The following is an 18,144-nucleotide window of genomic DNA, read 5'->3' as shown; positions in this document are numbered from 1 at the left end:
AATAAGTCTGAAAATAATGGGTGTTTTTTCCCAGGGATAGCTACATCCGTCTGGTGGATATATCCACAGGGATCCGTACACCTGCAAGGAGAGGAATATGAGTAACGTAAAGGTTGTTGATGTCATCATTCGCAAAACGGCGGAGAAAACGAAATTAACCGGCGAAGGAAATCTGTCGGTCTCTATTTCATCGCCGAGCGTGATTGAAATTCAGGGCTCTGCTCAGGACGTGGTGCGTTATGTCCGCCAGGGTAAAGACCTTCTCATTTATATGAAGGACGGCAGCGTTATTCGCTGCAATAACTATTTTGTTGAAGATCCTGAAACCCAACATCAGTCAGAGCTGGTGTTCAACGACGGGCAGGAACTGACTCATCTCTCTTTTGCCGATGCCGGGGAAGCGTCAGGCGTTGCCGTTACTGAATTAACCGCGCAGGTCACACCCATTAGCAGCATTGAACCCTTCCTGGAGCAGGGAAGCGTCTTAAGCGATGCGCCGTGGGGCTGGATTGCAGGGGCGGCGTTAGGCGGCGGAGCTATCGGCGCACTGCTGGCCCACGGCGGTGACGGCGAAACCAAAACGAAAGTCATTGATAACACGAAAGAAGTGGAAAGCGCCACGCCGACCTTCCTGCTGTCGGACAAGGTGGGCGACAAGCAGGGAGTGCTGAGCGCAAACGCCCTCACGGACGATAACGCGCCGACCTTCAGCGGTACCGGTCAGCCGGGCGCGACCATCCAGATTAAAGACGGCAGCGGCAGCACCATCGCCAGCGCGATGGTCGGTAAAGACGGCACCTGGACGGTAAAACTCCCGACCCAGGCCGACGGAGAGCACACCTGGTCGGTGGTGCAGATCGACGGCAGTAAAACCACGTTAGCGGGCAACATCACCGTGACCGTTTCTACGTCCGAGGCCACGCTTACGCTGGCGACAACGGCGGGTGACAACGTGATTAACGCCAGCGAACAGTCCGCTGGTTTTACGCTGTCCGGCAGCAGCCAGCATCTGGCGCAGGGAACCGACGTTTCCGTAACGCTGAACGGCAAAACCTACACCGCTCAGGTGGGAGCAGACGGCGCGTGGAGCGTTAACGTGCCTGCGGCAGACGCACAGGCGCTCAGCGACGGTACCTGGACCGTTAGCGTCAGCGGCAAAGACGCGGCGGGTAACACCGTGAGCGGAAGCCAGACGATTGGCGTGGATACCGCTGCGCCAACGCTCTCCGTCGATACGCTCGCGCAGGACAACATCATTAATGCCGCTGAGCACAACCAGCCGCTGACGCTGAGTGGTAAAACCAACGCGGAAGCCGGGCAGATTGTGACGGTGACGCTGAACGGCAAAAATTATAACGCCACGGTGGGCAGCGACGGCACCTGGTCCGTCACGCTGGCGGCCAGCGAGGTGCAGGCCCTTAATGAGGGTCACCACATCCTGACGGTGAACGTCAGCGACAAAGCAGGCAACGGCTCGTCCGTGACCACGGATTTCACGGTAGATACCAACGCGCCGGTCGTCACCATCAACACCGTCGCGGGCGACGATATCCTCAACACCAGCGAGCAGGGCCAGGCGCAGATTATTTCCGGGCAGGCGAGCGGCGCGGCGGCAGGCGATGTCGTCACCGTGACCGTTGGCGGCCAGACCTTCACCGGCGTCGTACAGGCAGACGGCAGCTGGAGCGTGGGCGTTCCTGCCTCCGTCGTCGGCGCGCTGGGTGAGGGCAATCACACCATTGCCGTCTCCGTCACCGACGCAGCGGGGAACACCGGTAGCGCCACGCACGGCATTGCGCTGAGCGGCAACCCGCCGGAATTTACGATTGACGCCATCAGCCAGGACAACGTGCTGAATGCCCGGGAGGCGATGCAGCCGCTGAGCCTGAGCGGCACCAGCAACCTGCCGGACGGCAGCGCCGTTACCGTGACGCTGAACAACGTCAGCTATCAGGCGACCGTCGAAAACGGTATCTGGGCGGTTCAGGTGCCGGTATCCGACGTCCTGAATCTGGCGAACACCCTTTATAGAGTCAGCGTCAGCGGCACCGACAGCGTGGGTAACAGCGGCTCCGCAGAGGCGAATCTGCTGGTCGATACCGTGCTCCCGAAGGTGATCATTAACACCTTTGCGGGGGATAACCTGGTTAATAACGCCGAAGCGGGCGTGGACCAAACCCTCAGTGGCCGCGTTACCGGCGCGGCGGCGGGCGATACGGTGTCTGTTACCGTTGGCGGTAAGAGTTACAGCGCCACGGTGGGCAGCGATCTGACCTGGAACGTCACGATCCCTTCAGCGGATCTTCAGGCGTTCGGCGACGGGGATTTGACCTTTACCGCCTCCGTGACCAACGGGCACGGTAATACTGGCACCGGCGAGCGCGATATCAATATCAACGCTGAACTGCCGGGTCTGCGTGTAAACACCATTTCCGGCGATGACGTAATCAACGCCATTGAGCAGCAGCAGGACCTGACCGTCACCGGCAGCAGCACCCATCTGGCCGCAGGTACGCCGATTGTCGTCACCATCAACAACGTCGAATATCAGGCCGTGGTGACCGCCAGCGGCGGCTGGAGCATTGGCGTTCCTGCTGCGGATCTGCAGGCCTGGACGGCCGGAGGTATGACGGTCAGCGTCAGCGCAGAAGATGCCTGGGGCAACACCGTTGCGGCTGAACACCCGATTGAACTCGATCTCAACGCCGTGGCGGTCACCATTGATACCGTCTCCGGTGATGACCTGCTGAACGCGGCAGAAAAAGGGAGCGATTTAACCCTTTCCGGCCAGACGCAGGGCGTGGAGGCGGGGCAAACCGTGGTGGTGAAATTTGCCGACCAGACTTTTACCGCGCAGGTGCAGCAGGATGGCTCCTGGAGCCTGACCGTCCCGGCGAACGCCATGGAAACGCTGATTGACGGGCGGGCGCAGGTAAGCGTCAGCGTGACCAACGTCAACGGCAACAGCGCGGACGCCTCACGCGTGGTGACCGTCGATACGCAGCCGCCGACCATTACGCTCGATAATCTGACCGACGACAACATCATCAATGCGGCAGAAGCGCAGCAGGATCTGGTGCTCAGCGGCAGCACAACCGCTGAAGCGGGCCAGACGGTCACCGTGACGCTGAACGGCAAAAACTATCAAACTACCGTGCAAGCTGACGGCACCTGGACGCTGAACGTGCCTGCCGCCGACGTTGGCGAGCTGGCAGACGGCACTGTCACCGTGACGGCCTCCGTCAGCGACGTGGCAGGTAACAGCAGCAGTGCGGACCGCGTTGGTCTGGTGGATGCCAGCGTGCCGCAGGTGACCATTAATGACTTTGTCACCGACACAAACACCGTTAACCAACTGGCCCATTCTCAGGCACAGATCCTGAGCGGCTCCGTCACCGGCGCGGCGGCGGGCGATTTGGTCACCATCACTATTAATAACGTGGACTACACCACCGCGGTGGACGCGGCGGGCAACTGGAGCCTCGGCCTGCCTGCATCCGTCGTTCAGGGGCTGACGGACGGCACCTGGACCATTAACGTCTCCGTGACCGATCGGTCCGGCAACACCGGCAGCAGTTCTCTGGATGTGGTGGTGAATACCGTGACGCCTGTTATCGGTATTAACACCCTGGCCGTAGATGACGTGATCAATGCGGCAGAGAAGGGCGAAGATCTGCTGCTTTCCGGTACCAGCAACCAGCCGGAAGGGACCACCATCACCGTAAACCTGAACGGTATCAACTACACCACCACCACTAACGCCAGCGGCAGCTGGAGCGTCACCGTGCCCGCCTCTGCGGTGAGCGCGCTGGGCGAAGCCAATTACACCGTGACGGCGAGCATTACCGATAATGTGGGCAACAGCGCCTCAACCTCGCACGATGTGCTGGTGGACAGCGCGTTGCCGGTAGTCACTATCAACACTTTCGCGACAGACAATATCGTCAACGCGGCGGAAGTCACCGCAGGGCAAACCCTGACCGGGAAGGTCTCTAACGCGGCATCGGGCGATACCGTCACGATTATCCTCGGCGGGCAGACATACACCGCTACCGTGCAGGACGATCTCTCATGGAGCCTGCCGTTAACCGAGAGCCAGTTAACCGCGCTTGGCAACGGCGATCTGACCGTATCGGCCAGCGTCACCAACGCGCACGGCAATACCGGTTCGTCTTCGCTGGACTTCACCATCGACGCCCAACTGCCGGGCCTGCGTATTGATACCGTGGCGGGTGATGATGTCATTAACGTCATTGAGCACGCTCAGAACCTGATTGTTTCCGGTTCAAGCACCGATCTGGCAGCGGGCAGCACCGTCACGGTGACCATTAACGGCAAGATCTATTCCGCAACCGTACTGGCGGACGGTACCTGGCAGGCGGCGGTTCCGGCAGCGGACGTGTCCCAGTGGGCGGACGGTTCGCTGGATATCAAGGCAAGCGCGCAGGATCCTTCCGGCAACCCGGTGACTATCGGCACCATCGTGGACGTCGATCTCGCGCCGGTCGCCGTCAGCATCAACAGCGTGACCGCGGACAACGTGCTCAACGCGGCAGAAAAAGGTCAGGATCTGGTGCTTTCCGGCTCCTCCGCGAACGTAGAAGCGGGCCAGACCGTCACCATCACCTTTGCGGGTAAAACCTACACCACGACGGTGAACGCCAACGGCGACTGGACGTACACCGTACCGGCAGCCGATTTGAGCGGACTGAAGGACGGTGACGCCAGCGTGCAGGTCAGCGTGAGCAACCTGAACGGCAACGCGGCGTCGTCTGCGCAGGAGTTCAGCGTCGATACCGCCGCGCCAACGGTGACCATCAATACCATCAGCGGCGATAACATGCTGAACGCGGCTGAGGCAGCGCAGGATCTGACCCTGAGCGGGACGTCCACTGCCGAAGCAGGCCAGACGGTCACCGTAACCTTCAACAACAAGCAGTACACCGCGCAGGTGCAGGCCGACGGCAGTTGGACCCTGGACGTGCCGGCTGCGGATCTGGCGGGCATCACCGACGGTAACGCCACGGTCACGGCTTCCATATCCGACAAAGCGGGCAACCCGGCCAGCGCGGATGCCTCCGTGCTGGTGGATACCACCGTACCGCAGATTAGTTTTAACATCGTTGCGGGCGACGACATCGTGAATATTGCCGAGCACGGCCAGGCGCTGATCGTCTCCGGCAAGGTCACGGGCGCGCAGGCGGGTGACGTCATTACCGTCACCCTGAACGGCAAAGACTACACCGCGATGCTGGACGCGTCCGGAAGCTGGAGCGTGGGCGTTCCGGCGGCAGACGTGGGCGCGCTGGCTAACGGCGAGCAGACGATTTCCGCGATCCTCACCGACAAAGCGGGTAACAGCACCACCGCCACGCATGAATTTGACGTCTCCCTGGCCGCGCCGGAGATCGCCATCAATACCCTGGCGCTTGACGACGTGATTAACGCGGTGGAGAAAGGCCAGGATCTGCTGATTTCGGGCACCAGCAACCAGCCGGAAGGTACAGCCATTACGGTGATCCTGAACGGCATCAGCTACGCCGCGACCACCAACGCCAGCGGCGGCTGGAGCGTGACCGTTCCGGCGGCGAACGTCTCTGCGCTGGGCGAAGCGAGCTATACCGTCACGGCAAGCGTGACCGATAGCGCAGGCAACGGCGCGAACGCCAGCCATAGCGTGCTGGTCGACAGCGCGTTGCCGCAGGTCACCATTAACGCAATCGCCATCGATGACGTGATTAACGCGGCGGAAGTCGCTTCCGGACAAACCCTGAGCGGGAAGGTGAGCGGCGCGGCGAGCGGTGACACTGTCACCCTTTCAATCGGCGGCAATACGTATACCGCGACGGTTCAGGACGATCTGAGCTGGTCGGTCAACGTGCCGTCCACGGTCTTAACCGCCATCGGTAACGGCGAACTGACGGTGTCAGCCAGCGTCACCAACGGCCACGGCAACACCGGAACCGGCGAGCGCGAAATCGTTATAGACGCCAACCTGCCGGGCCTGCGCGTCGATGCCGTGGCGGGCGACGATGTGATCAACAGCATTGAGCACGCGCAAAACCTGATTATTACCGGCTCCAGCGACGGCCTGGCAGCGGGCGCGGCGCTGAGCGTGATCGTCAACGGCAAAACCTACGCGGCCACTGTGCTGGCAGACGGTACCTGGACGGCGGCCATTCCGGCGGCAGACGTCAGCGCGCTCGGCGCAGGCACGGTCACCGTGAAGGTCGAGGGAAATAGCGCGGCAGGCAACCCGGTCTCCATCAGCCACGACGTGAAGGTCGATCTGGCGACGGTTGCTATCAGCATTGACGCGATTGCTACCGACGACGTGATTAATGCGGCAGAAAAAGGCGCAGATCTGGTGCTTTCAGGTTCCACCAGCAACGTGGAAGAGAACCAGACGGTTCACATCACGTTCGGCGGCAAGTCCTACACGGCGAAAGTGGATGCCAGCGGCAACTGGACGGCGACCGTGCCGTCGGCAGATCTGGCTGGCCTGAAGGATGGCGACGCCAGCGTGCAGGTGAGCGTCACCAACGTGAACGGCAACAGCGCCTCGGCGGGACGCGAGTACGGCGTGGACGCCACCGCGCCGACGGTCTCCATCGAAATCGTCAGCGACAACAACATCATCAATGCCGCCGAAGCGCAGCAGGATCTGGTCGTCAACGGCGTCTCTAACGCCGAAACGGGCCAGACCGTGACCGTCACGCTGAACGGCGTGGATTACACCACCACCGTGCAGGCAAACGGCAGCTGGAGCGTGACCGTGCCTTCTGCGGATCTGGGCGCGATTACCGACGGGAACTATACCGTCAGCGCCGCCGTGTCGGACAAAGCGGGCAACCCGGCCTCCGCGGCTCGCGATGTGCTGGTCGATACCACCGTGCCACAGCTGACCATCAACACCGTTTCCGATGACGACGTGATCAACAGCGCCGAGCACGGGCAGGCTCTGATCGTTACCGGCTCAGTGACCGGCGCGGCGGCGGGCGACGTGGTGACCGTCACCATCAATAACAAAGATTACACGGCGACGCTGGATGCGTCCGGCAACTGGAGCGTGGGCGTGCCTGCGGCGGACGTCGGTGCCCTGACCGCCGGGGATTACACCATCACCGCGGCGCTGACCGACAAAGCCGGAAACAGCAACAGCGCGACGCGCGAGGTGGAAGTCAACCTGAGCGCGCCGGTGCTGACCATCGACACCGTCTCCGGTGACGATGTGATCAACAGCAGCGAGAAAACGCAGGATCTGACCATCACCGGTACGGCTTCCGGACTGGCGGCGGGCGCGGTGGTGACCGTGATGCTCAACGGCAAAGCCTACAGCGCCACGGTTGAGGCCAACGGCCAATGGTCCACGACGGTTCCGGCGAGCGAAGTGGGGCAGTTGGGTGAAGCGCTTTACACCGTCACTGCCTCGGCAACGGACAGCGTCGGCAACGGCACCAGCACCTCGCACACCGTAAATGTGGAGTCCGTTCTGCCGGGGGTGATTATCAACACCGTCGCCGGTGACGACGTGATTAACGCGGCGGAGCTGGCTGCCGGCCAGACCATTAGCGGTAAGGTGATGAATGCCGAGGCGGGCAACACCGTGACCGTAACGATTGGCGGCAACAGCTACACCGCAACGGTACAGAGCGATCTGACCTGGTCCGTCGATGTACCGGAATCGGTCCTGACGGCGCTGGGCAACGGCGATTTGACTGTAACCGCCAGCGTGACGAACGGCGTGGGCAACAGCGGCAGCGGCGAGCGTGAGATCGCGATAGACGCCAGCCTGCCGGGCCTGCGCGTGGACACCGTGGCGGGCGACGACGTGATCAACAGCATCGAGCACGGACAGAACCTGATTATTACCGGTTCCAGCAATGGCCTGAGCGCAGGCACGGCGCTGACCGTTACCGTCAACGGCAAAACCTATCCCGCGACGGTACTGGCGGACGGTACATGGAGCGCGGCTCTACCTTCTGCGGACGTAAGTGTCCTGGCAGCGGGCACGATCACCGTGACCGTTGAAGGCCAGAGCAGCGCGGGCAATCCGGTTTCCATCAGCCACGATGTGACGGTGGATCTGGCGAACGTCGCTATCAGCATCGACGCCATTGCCACCGACGACGTGATTAACGCGGCGGAGAAAGGGGCGGATCTGGTGCTCTCCGGCACCACCTCAAACGTGGAGGAAAATCAAACCGTCAACATCACTTTCGGCGGCAAGAACTACACCGCCATGGTGGACGCTGAGGGTAAATGGACCGCCACGGTGCCGGCTGCGGATCTGGCGGGCCTGAAGGACGGTGACGCCAGCGTGCAGGTGAGCGTTACCAACGTCAACGGCAACAGCGCCTCTGCGGGCCGCGAGTACAGCGTGGATGCCACCGCGCCATCCGTCACCATTAATACGATTGCGACCGATGACATTCTGAACGCGACGGAAGCGCAGTCTGACCTGGCGATTTCCGGCAGCAGCACCGCCGAAGCGGGCCAGACCGTGACCGTGTCGCTGAACGGCAAGGACTACACCACAACCGTCGGCGCGGACGGCAGCTGGACGCTGAACGTTCCGGCGGCGGATCTGGCGGCGCTTAATGACGGCAGCGTCACCGTTACCGCATCGGTCAGCGACAAGGCGGGCAACCCGGCATCCGTAAACCATAACCTGACGGTGGACGTGACCGTACCTGCGGTTACCATCAACACCGTGGCGGGCGACGACGTGATTAACGTCGCCGAACACGGTCAGGCGCAGATTATCAGCGGCACCGCCACAGGCGCGGCAGCGGGCGATAAGGTCACCGTGACCATCGGCGGCCAGACTTACACCACCGTACTGGACGCGGCGGGTAACTGGAGCGTGGGCGTCCCGGCGAGCGTGATTTCTGGCCTCAGCGACGGCACCGTGACCGTCACTGCGTCTGTTACCGACGCGGCGGGCAACACCGGCAGCGGCACCCATAACGTGACCGTCGATACCGGTCTGCCGTCGGTCAACTTCAACGCCATCAGCGGCGATAACGTTCTGAATGCGGTGGAAAAAGGTCAGGATCTGAGCGTCAGCGGCACCAGCGCCAACCTGGCGGAAGGCACCGTGGTGACCGTGACCCTGAACGGTAAAAACTACACCGCAACGACCGCTGCGGACGGCACCTGGAGCCTGACGGTTCCGGCTGCGGATCTGGCCGGTCTCGGTCAGGCCAGTTACACCCTCAATGCGACCGCCACCAACGGGGTGGGCAACAGCGTGAGCAGCGCTGCGAACCTGCTGGTCGACACCGCGCTGCCGACCGTCACCATCAACACCGTGGCGGGCGATAACGTTATCAACGCGGCGGAAGTGGCGGCAGGCCAGACCCTGAGCGGTACCGTGGCGAATGCCGAAGCGGGCAACACCGTAACCGTGACCATTGGCGGCAACAGCTATACCGCAACGGTGCAGAACGATCTGAGCTGGTCCGTGAACGTGCCGTCTGATGTGCTGACCGCACTCGGCAACGGCAGCCTGAGCGTGACGGCAACCGTCACCAACGGCCACGGCAACACCGGCACCGGGGAGCGTGAGATTGCGATCGACGCTAACCTGCCGGGCCTGCGCGTGAACACCGTGGCGGGCGACGACGTGGTCAACAGCATTGAGCATGCACAGAACCTGATCGTCACCGGCTCCAGCGACGGGCTGGCGGCGGGCACGGCGCTGACCGTTACCGTGAACGGCAAAGACTATGCGGCGACGGTGCTGGCGGACGGCACCTGGAGCGCGGCGGTTCCGTCTGCGGACGTGAGCGCGTGGCCGGAAGGCACAGTAAAAATCAGCGTCACCGGCGACAGCGCGGCGGGTAACCCGATTACCATCAGCCACGACGTGACCGTGGATCTGGCTACCGTTGCCATCAGCATCAACGCCATTGCCACCGACGACGTGATCAACGCGGCGGAGAAAGGGGCGGATCTGGTGCTGTCCGGCGCGACCACCAACGTGGAAGCCGGGCAGACCGTCACCCTGAGCCTGAACGGTAAAATCTACACCACTACCGTAGAAGCAGACGGCAACTGGACCTATACCGTGCCGGCTGCGGAACTGGCGAGCCTCAAGGACGGCGACGCCAGCCTGCAGGTGAGCGTCACCAACGTCAACGGTAACAGCGCCTCGGCGGGCCGCGAGTACAGCGTGGATGCCACCGCGCCATCCGTCACCATCAATAAGATGGCGACTGACGACATCCTGAACGCCACGGAAGCGCAGTCTGACCTGACGGTTTCCGGCACCAGCACCGCCGAAGCGGGCCAGACGGTGACTGTGTCGCTGAACGGCAAGGACTACACCACAACCGTCAGCGCGAACGGCAGCTGGACGCTGGACGTTCCGGCAGCGGATCTGGCGTCGCTCAGCGACGGCAGCGTCACCGTGACCGCGAGCGTAAGCGACAAGGCGGGCAACCCGGCATCCGTAAACCATAACCTGACGGTGGACGTGACCGTGCCTGCGGTGACCATCAACACCGTGGCGGGCGATGACGTGATTAACCTCGCTGAGCACGCGCAGGCGCAAATCATCAGCGGCACCGCCACCGGCGCGGCAGCGGGCGATAAGGTCACCGTGACCATCGGCGGCCAGACTTACACCACCGTGCTGGACGCGGCGGGGAACTGGAGCGTGGGCGTTCCGGCCAGCGTGATTTCCGGTCTCAGCGACGGCACCGTGACCGTCACTGCGTCGGTTACCGACGCGGCGGGCAACACCGGCAGCGGCAGCCATAACGTCATCGTGGACACCGGGCTGCCGTCCGTGGGCTTTAACGCCATCAGCGGCGATAACGTCCTGAATGCGGTGGAAAAAGGTCAGGAACTAAGCGTCAGCGGCACCAGCGCCAACCTCGCGGAAGGCACCCTGGTGACCGTGACCCTCAACGGAAAAAGCTACACTGTAACGACCGCCGCAGACGGCACCTGGAGCCTGACGGTTCCGGCGGCGGATCTGGCGGGTCTGGGCGAAGCGAATTACACCCTGAGCGCAGCCGCGACCAACGGCGTGGGCAATAGCGTCAGCAATACGGCGAACCTGCTGGTCGACACCGCGCTGCCGACCGTCACCATCAACACCGTGGCGGGTGATAACGTCATCAACGCGGCAGAAGTGGCGGCAGGCCAGACCATCACCGGTAAGGTGGCGAACGCGGAAGCCGGTAACACGGTGACGGTGAACATCGGCGGCAACAGTTACACCGCGACGGTGCAGAGCGATCTGACCTGGTCCGTGAGCGTGCCGGAATCCGTCCTGACGGCCTTGGGCAACGGCGATTTGACCGTGTCGGCGACCGTCACCAACGGCCACGGCAATACCGGCGCGGGCGAGCGCGAAATCGTTATAGACGCCAGCCTGCCGGGTCTGCGTATCAATACCGTGGCGGGCGATGATGTGATCAACAGCATCGAGCACGGACAGAACCTGATCGTCACCGGTTCCAGCGACGGGCTGGCGGCGGGCACCACGCTCACCGTGACCGTTAACGGCAAAACCTATGCGGCCTCCGTGCTGGCGAACGGTACCTGGAGCGCGGCGATCCCGGCCGCAGACGTGGGTGCCCTGGCAGCAGGCGCGGTGACCGTCACCGTGGCAGGCCAGAGCAGCGCGGGCAACCCGGTCTCCATCAGTCACGACGTCACCGTCGATCTGGCGGCCGTGGCGATCAGCATCGATGCGATCGCCACCGACGACGTGATTAACGCGGCGGAGAAAGGCGCGGATCTGGTGCTCTCGGGCAGCACCTCGAACGTGGAGGAAAACCAGACCGTCACAATCGCCTTCGGCGGCAAAACCTACACCGCGAAAGTGGATGCCGACGGCAACTGGACGGCCACCGTGCCTTCCGCGGAGCTCGCGGGCCTGAAGGACGGCGACGCCAGCGTGCAGGTGAGCGTCACCAACGTGCACGGCAACAGCGCGACGGCAGGCCGCGAGTACAGCGTGGATGCGACCGCGCCGACCGTGACGATTGATACGGTGGCAGGTGATAACGTGATTAACGGCAGCGAAGCGGCTGCGGGCGTGGCCATCTCCGGCACCACCACGGCGGAAGCCGGGCAGACGGTCACCGTGACGCTGGGCGGCAAGAGCTATAGCGCTCAGGTGCAGCAGGGCGGTATCTGGAGCGTCAACGTACCGGGCACTGACCTCTCCGCACTGGCCGATAACGGCTACACCGTGCAGGTCAGCGTGAGCGACGCCGCGGGTAACCCGGGCAGCGCGGGCAAAGCGATTACGCTTGATACCACGCCTCCAACCGTCAGCTTTAACGTCGTGGCGGGCGATAACGTCATCAACAGCGTGGAGCACGGGCAGGCGCAGATCGTGAGCGGCACGGCAACCGGCGCGAGCGTCGGCGATAAGCTGGTCATCACCATCGGTTCAAACCAGTACACCACCACCGTTGACGCCAGCGGCAACTGGAGCGTGGGCGTTCCGGCCAGCGTGATTTCTGCCCTGACCGACGGCACCGTGACCATTAGCGCGACCATTACCGACAGCGCGGGCAACAGCAGCACCCAGACTCACGATGTGGTGGTGAATACGGCTTCCGTGGCGCTGACGGTGAACACCCTCAGCGGTGACGACGTCATCAACGCGGCAGAAGCGGGTCGTGCGCTGGTGATTAACGGCTCCAGCACCCAGTTCGCCAGCGGGACGCAGGTCACCGTGACGCTGAACGGCAAGACCTATACAGCCACCATCCAGAACGACGGCAGCTGGACGACCACCGTTCCGGCCGCAGACGTGGGTGCCCTGGCCGATGGCGCGAGCTATCAGGTATCCGTGTCGGCGCAGGACAGCGCGGGCAATAGTGCCTCGGCGACGCACGGCATCAGCGTGGATACCACCGCGCCTGTCGTGAGCATTGCGACACTGTCGGGTGACGACATGCTGAACGCGCTGGAAGCGCAGCAGCCGCTGACGGTACACGGATCGTCCAGCGCGGAGGCGGGCCAGACCGTCACCGTGACGCTGGGCGGCAAAACCTACACTGCGCTTGTGGTCAGCGACGGCACCTGGACGCTCGATGTGCCGGCAGCAGATCTGGCTACTCTGAGCCAGGGGGCGCTGACGGTCACCGCGTCGGTCAACGACAAAGCCGGTAACGGCGGCCAGACCACGCACACCTTAACGGTGGATACCGCTGCGCCGACCGTGACCATCAGTACCGTGGCGGATGACGATATCGTCAACAACGCTGAGCAGCTGGCGGGCCAGACCATCCGCGGCACTACCACGGCGGAGCAGGGTCAGACGGTAACCGTGACCTTCAACGGTCACAGCTATCAGGCGACCGTGGCGGCGGACGGTTCGTGGTCGGTCTTCGTGCCGGGGCGTGATTTCCTCGGCCTGAGCGACGGGCAGTACACCCTCACCGCCACGGTGAGCGATAAGGCGGGCAACCCGGGCAGCGCCACGCACGACGTGACGCTGAACGGCGATGTCCCAACCATCACCATTAACACCTTTGCGCAGGACGATATCGTCAACGCGGCCGAACACGGCACGCCGCTGGTCGTCAGCGGCACCACCGACGCGCCTGCGGGCCAGACGGTGACCATCACCCTGAACGGCAAAACCTACGCGGCGACCGTGCAGAATGACGGCACCTGGAGCTACACGGTGGGCAGCGCAGACGTCACCGCCCTGGCAGACGGCGGTTCGTACGTGATTAAGGCGCAGGTCAGCAACGCCATCGGCAACAGCGGCAGCGATAACCACACCGTCACCGTCGATCTCACCGCGCCGTCGATGGGCATCAGCATTGATTCGCTGCAAAACGACACCGGCCTGAGCGCGACGGATTTCATCACCAACGATAAGCAGGTAGTGGTCAACGGCTCCCTGACCGCGCAGCTCGGCAATAACGAGAAGGCGCAGATCAGCCTCGACGGCGGCACCACCTGGATTGACCTGACGGTGACCGGCACCACGTGGCGCTACACCGATGGCCGCACCCTGACGGACGGTTCGTATCAATACCAGGTGCGGGTGATCGATAGCGCGGGCAACGTGGGGGCAACGGACAGCCAGGACGTGGTGATTGACCTGACGAAGCCTGCGGCAACGACCATTACCGTGGATTCCGTTACCCAGGATACCGGCCTGTCCGGCAGCGACTTTATCACCAGCGACAACCAGATCAGCCTGAAAGGGACGCTCGGCGCGGCGCTGGGCAGCGGCGACCACGCGCAGATCAGCCTCGACGGCGGCGTCACCTGGACCGACGTCAGCGTGAGCGGTCTGACCTGGACCTACGTGGACGGTCGTACGCTGGCCGACGGGGATTACAACTACCAGCTGCGCGTGATTGACGACGCGGGCAATATCAGCGCCACCGCCAGCCAGGTCGTGACGATTGATACGGTTGCGCCGGACGCCAGCAAAACGATCGCTATCGACAGCATCAGCGACGATACCGGCCTGAGCAGCAGCGACTTTATCACCAACGATACGTCCCTGACGCTGCACGGCTCGCTCGGCGCGACGCTGGCCGACGGCGAGTATGCCCAGATCAGCATCGACGGCGGTGTCACCTGGCAGAACGTGATTGTCACCGGCAACAGCTGGTACTACGTGGACGGACGTACGCTGGGTAACCAGACCTATGACTACTACGTGCGCGTGGTGGATGCGGCGGGCAACGTGGGCGCCAGCGCCCATCAGCAGGTGACCGTCGATACGGTCGCCCCGGATGCGGCGATTACGGTGACGGTGGATAACATCACCGTGGATACCGGCTTCGACAATAACGACTTCCTGACCAGTTCGACCTCGTACACCCTGCATGGCACGCTTGGCGCAGAGTTAGGGGCGGGTGAGTACGTGCAGGTGAGCATGGACGGCGGCAGCACCTGGGTGTATGCCACGGTAAGCGGTACCCAGTGGCGCTATAACGACACGCGCACCCTGGCCGACGGGGATTACAGCTATCAGGTGCGGGTAGTCGATCAGGCGGGAAACGTCGGTGCCACTACCACCCAGACCGTGACGGTGGATACCCAGGCGCCGCAGTACGGCATCACCATCGACAGCATCAGCGATGATACCGGGCAGTCCGGGAGTGATTTCATCACTATGGACACCACCCTGACCATCAACGGCTCGCTGGGCAGCGCGCTGGCGAGCGACGAGAGGGTGCAGATCAGCCTTGACGGCGGAAACACCTGGTCAGACGCTACCGTAACTAACCAGCGCTGGAGCTATACGGATATCCGCGATCTGGCGGACGGGGATTACACCTACCAGGTGCGGATCATCGACCAGGCGGGCAACGTCGGCTCCACCGCCTCTCAGGTGGTGACGGTGGACACCACGCCGCCAGCTACGGTAGGCACGGTGGTCAGCTATACCGACGGTGAAGGCGAGCGTCAGGGCACCTTTGGTAGCGCGGTGGCAACGGACGATAACTCGCCGCTCATCAACGGAACGCTTAACCGCGCCCCTGAAGACGGCGAGATCGTCCAGCTATACCGCGACGGCGTTCTGCTCGGTCAGGTGACCATGAACGGCAGCGCAAGCTGGTCCTTCCAGGATAACGGCCTGAGCGATGGCAACCACACGTACATCGTGCGCGTGACCGACAAAGCCGGTAACTACACGGAATCTGACGGCTTCGTGCTGAACGTTGATACCAGTATCCCGACCACCACGGCGGCGATTACCGCCCAGACCACGTCGGATACCACCCCAATCGTCAGCGGTACCGTCTCCGCCGACCTGGTGAACGGTGAATACCTGGTGGTGACGGTGAACGGGAAAACCTACACCTCCCAGACGGGGGGGGCCGTGGTAGTCGACCCGGATCACAATACCTGGTACCTGCAGATCCCGGACGGCGATGCCCTGAGCGTGGCGGGCTACAGCGTGACGGCGCAGGTGAAGAGCAGCGCGGGTAACGGCAATACCACCGGTACGGCGACCGGCAGCCTGGTGATTGATACCACCTCGGTGAATACCGACTGGGCAACCACGGCGGGGAACAGCAACAACTCCACCATGACCCTCGGCATGAACAGCAGCGGTCTGTGGAATATCATTGCGAACACTCAGGCTTACTCCAGTAGCGATAGCTCGACCTATGCCGGCAATACGCTGACCAACACCCGCGGCTACTACGTGGTGAGCCAGACCGCCGCCGACTTTGACCGTAACGGCACGCAGGATATCTTCGCGACCGAGAATACCTACGCCGGGTCAACGCAGGTGATGTGGACCTACGATGGCAGCACCTATAACGCCAGTCAGCTGGCGATGGGGACCACCATCTGGTACGGCGGCGTGATTGCGTACGATAAAACCGGCGATGGCTATCTGGATCTGGCTTACGGCGATGCCGGTATGGACTCACTGACCTACCTGGTGAACAACAACGGCGTTCTGTCGCCGGACGGCACCGGCGGGGAGGGCGGTTTCTACGGTCAGTTCGATTCCGGACGTGAAATCTCCGGCGTCGACCTGAACAACGACGGTACGGTGGATATCGTTCAGCACACCAACCGCAGCGGCGCGTACTCGTTAACCGTGATCAACAACAACGGCAACGGCACGCTCTCCATCGGCCAGAACCTGACCAACGTGTTTGTGGTAAACGCCGCGAATACCACCACGGCGGCGTCCATGACGTGGGCGGATTTCAACGGCGATGGCTACATGGATCTGTACCTGGGCAGCAGCTACAACAACAACGGCGGGGTGATCTACTACAACGACGGTACCGGGAAGCTCTCTGCCACCAAGAGCGCGGTGGAAGCCTCTAACGCCACGGCGGGGTATCTGTCGGTGGCGGTGGACTGGAACGGGGACGGGCAGATGGACATCATCAAGCTCAGCACCTACGGCGGTTCACAGACGGCGACGCTGTTCACCAACAACGGCTACGGTTCCAGCTGGACCGCCAGCCAGCTTAAAACTGGCCTGGCCTACGCCACCGGCGTGGCGGCAGTGGACTACAACTGGGACGGCGCGAAGGATCTGCTGGTGTCGCAGCAGAACGGCAAGGTGGTGCTGGTGCAAAACAGCGCCAAAATTGCCGAAGGTACCGCGATGCACCTGCACATTGTCGACAGCGAGGGCATCAACGCCTACTACGGCAACACGGTCAATCTGTACAACGCCGCGGGCGTGTTGGTGGCTTCGCAGATCATCAACGCCCAGTCTGGTATTGGTTCGAACGATACCTCTGCGCTGGTGAGCTTCTACGGGCTGGATCCGAATGAGACCTATTCGGCCGAGATCCTGAAGATCACCAACGGTGTGTCGGATAACGTCACCTGGAGCAGTCTGGAGGCGGGCAACGGCAAAGAGGGCTACGTCCTGACGGCCGAAGCGGCCACCGGCGGCCACAGCGGGACCCTCACCGGGACCGGGTATAACGACACCTTTATCGCAGAAGATGGCACCTATACCTACAACGGCTCCGGCGGCTGGAATACCCATTCCGACTACGACACCTGGAGCAACACCGGCGGGATGGACGTGGTGGATTACCGCAATGCGACCTCCGGCGTAACCGTTGATTTGCGTCTCTCTACCGCGCAGGACACCGGGTTCGGTACGTCACGACTGCTCAACATTGAGGGCATCAACGGCTCGAACTTCGACGACGTCATTACCGGCAACAGCGGTGATAACCAGTTCGAAGGCCGCGGCGGGAACGACACCTTCAACATCGGCAGCGGCGGTCACGATACGTTGCTCTACAAGCTGATCAACGCGTCGGACGCGACGGGCGGTAACGGTCACGACGTGGTGAACGGCTTCACCGTCGGCACCTGGGAAGGCACGGCGGACACGGATCGTATTGACCTGCGCGATCTGCTCTCCGGCAGCGGCTATACCGGCACGGGCTCGGCGAGCTATGTGAACGGCGTGGCCACGCTGGACAGCAGCGCGGGCAACATCACCGATTACGTCCGCGTGGTGCAGAACGGCAGCAATACCGAAATCCAGGTGGATCTGGACGGTACTGGCGGCCAGTTCTCGCCAACCACCCTGGTGACGCTGAACGGCGTGCAGACGGACCTGGCGACGCTGCTGGCGAATCATCAGCTGTTAATTGCGTAAACCAACGCCGCGGGGAGCAATCCTCGCGGCCTTTTGGCGTT

1 protein-coding gene is annotated in these 18,144 nt (G+C 62.6%); it reads left to right on the top strand.

Annotated features, from left to right (window positions below):
* Positions 1 to 97: 97 nt before the first annotated feature.
* Positions 98 to 18,103 (top strand): Ig-like domain-containing protein, encoded by an 18,006-nt coding sequence (locus IM265_RS03565; protein ID WP_193030584.1) that lies wholly within the window; start codon positions 98 to 100, stop codon positions 18,101 to 18,103.
* Positions 18,104 to 18,144 lie beyond the last annotated feature (41 nt).

It is taken from the genome of Enterobacter cloacae complex sp. P17RS, from assembly GCF_014895885.1.
Taxonomy (GTDB): domain Bacteria; phylum Pseudomonadota; class Gammaproteobacteria; order Enterobacterales; family Enterobacteriaceae; genus Enterobacter; species Enterobacter bugandensis.
Note: the sequence above shows the minus strand (reverse complement) of the source record. Positions and strands in the feature narration are given on the sequence as shown.

Coding starts and splice junctions, on each gene's coding strand:
- IM265_RS03565 (WP_193030584.1), top strand. CDS start 98: ATGAGTAACGTAAAGGTTGTTGATGTCATCATTCGCAAAACGGCGGAG.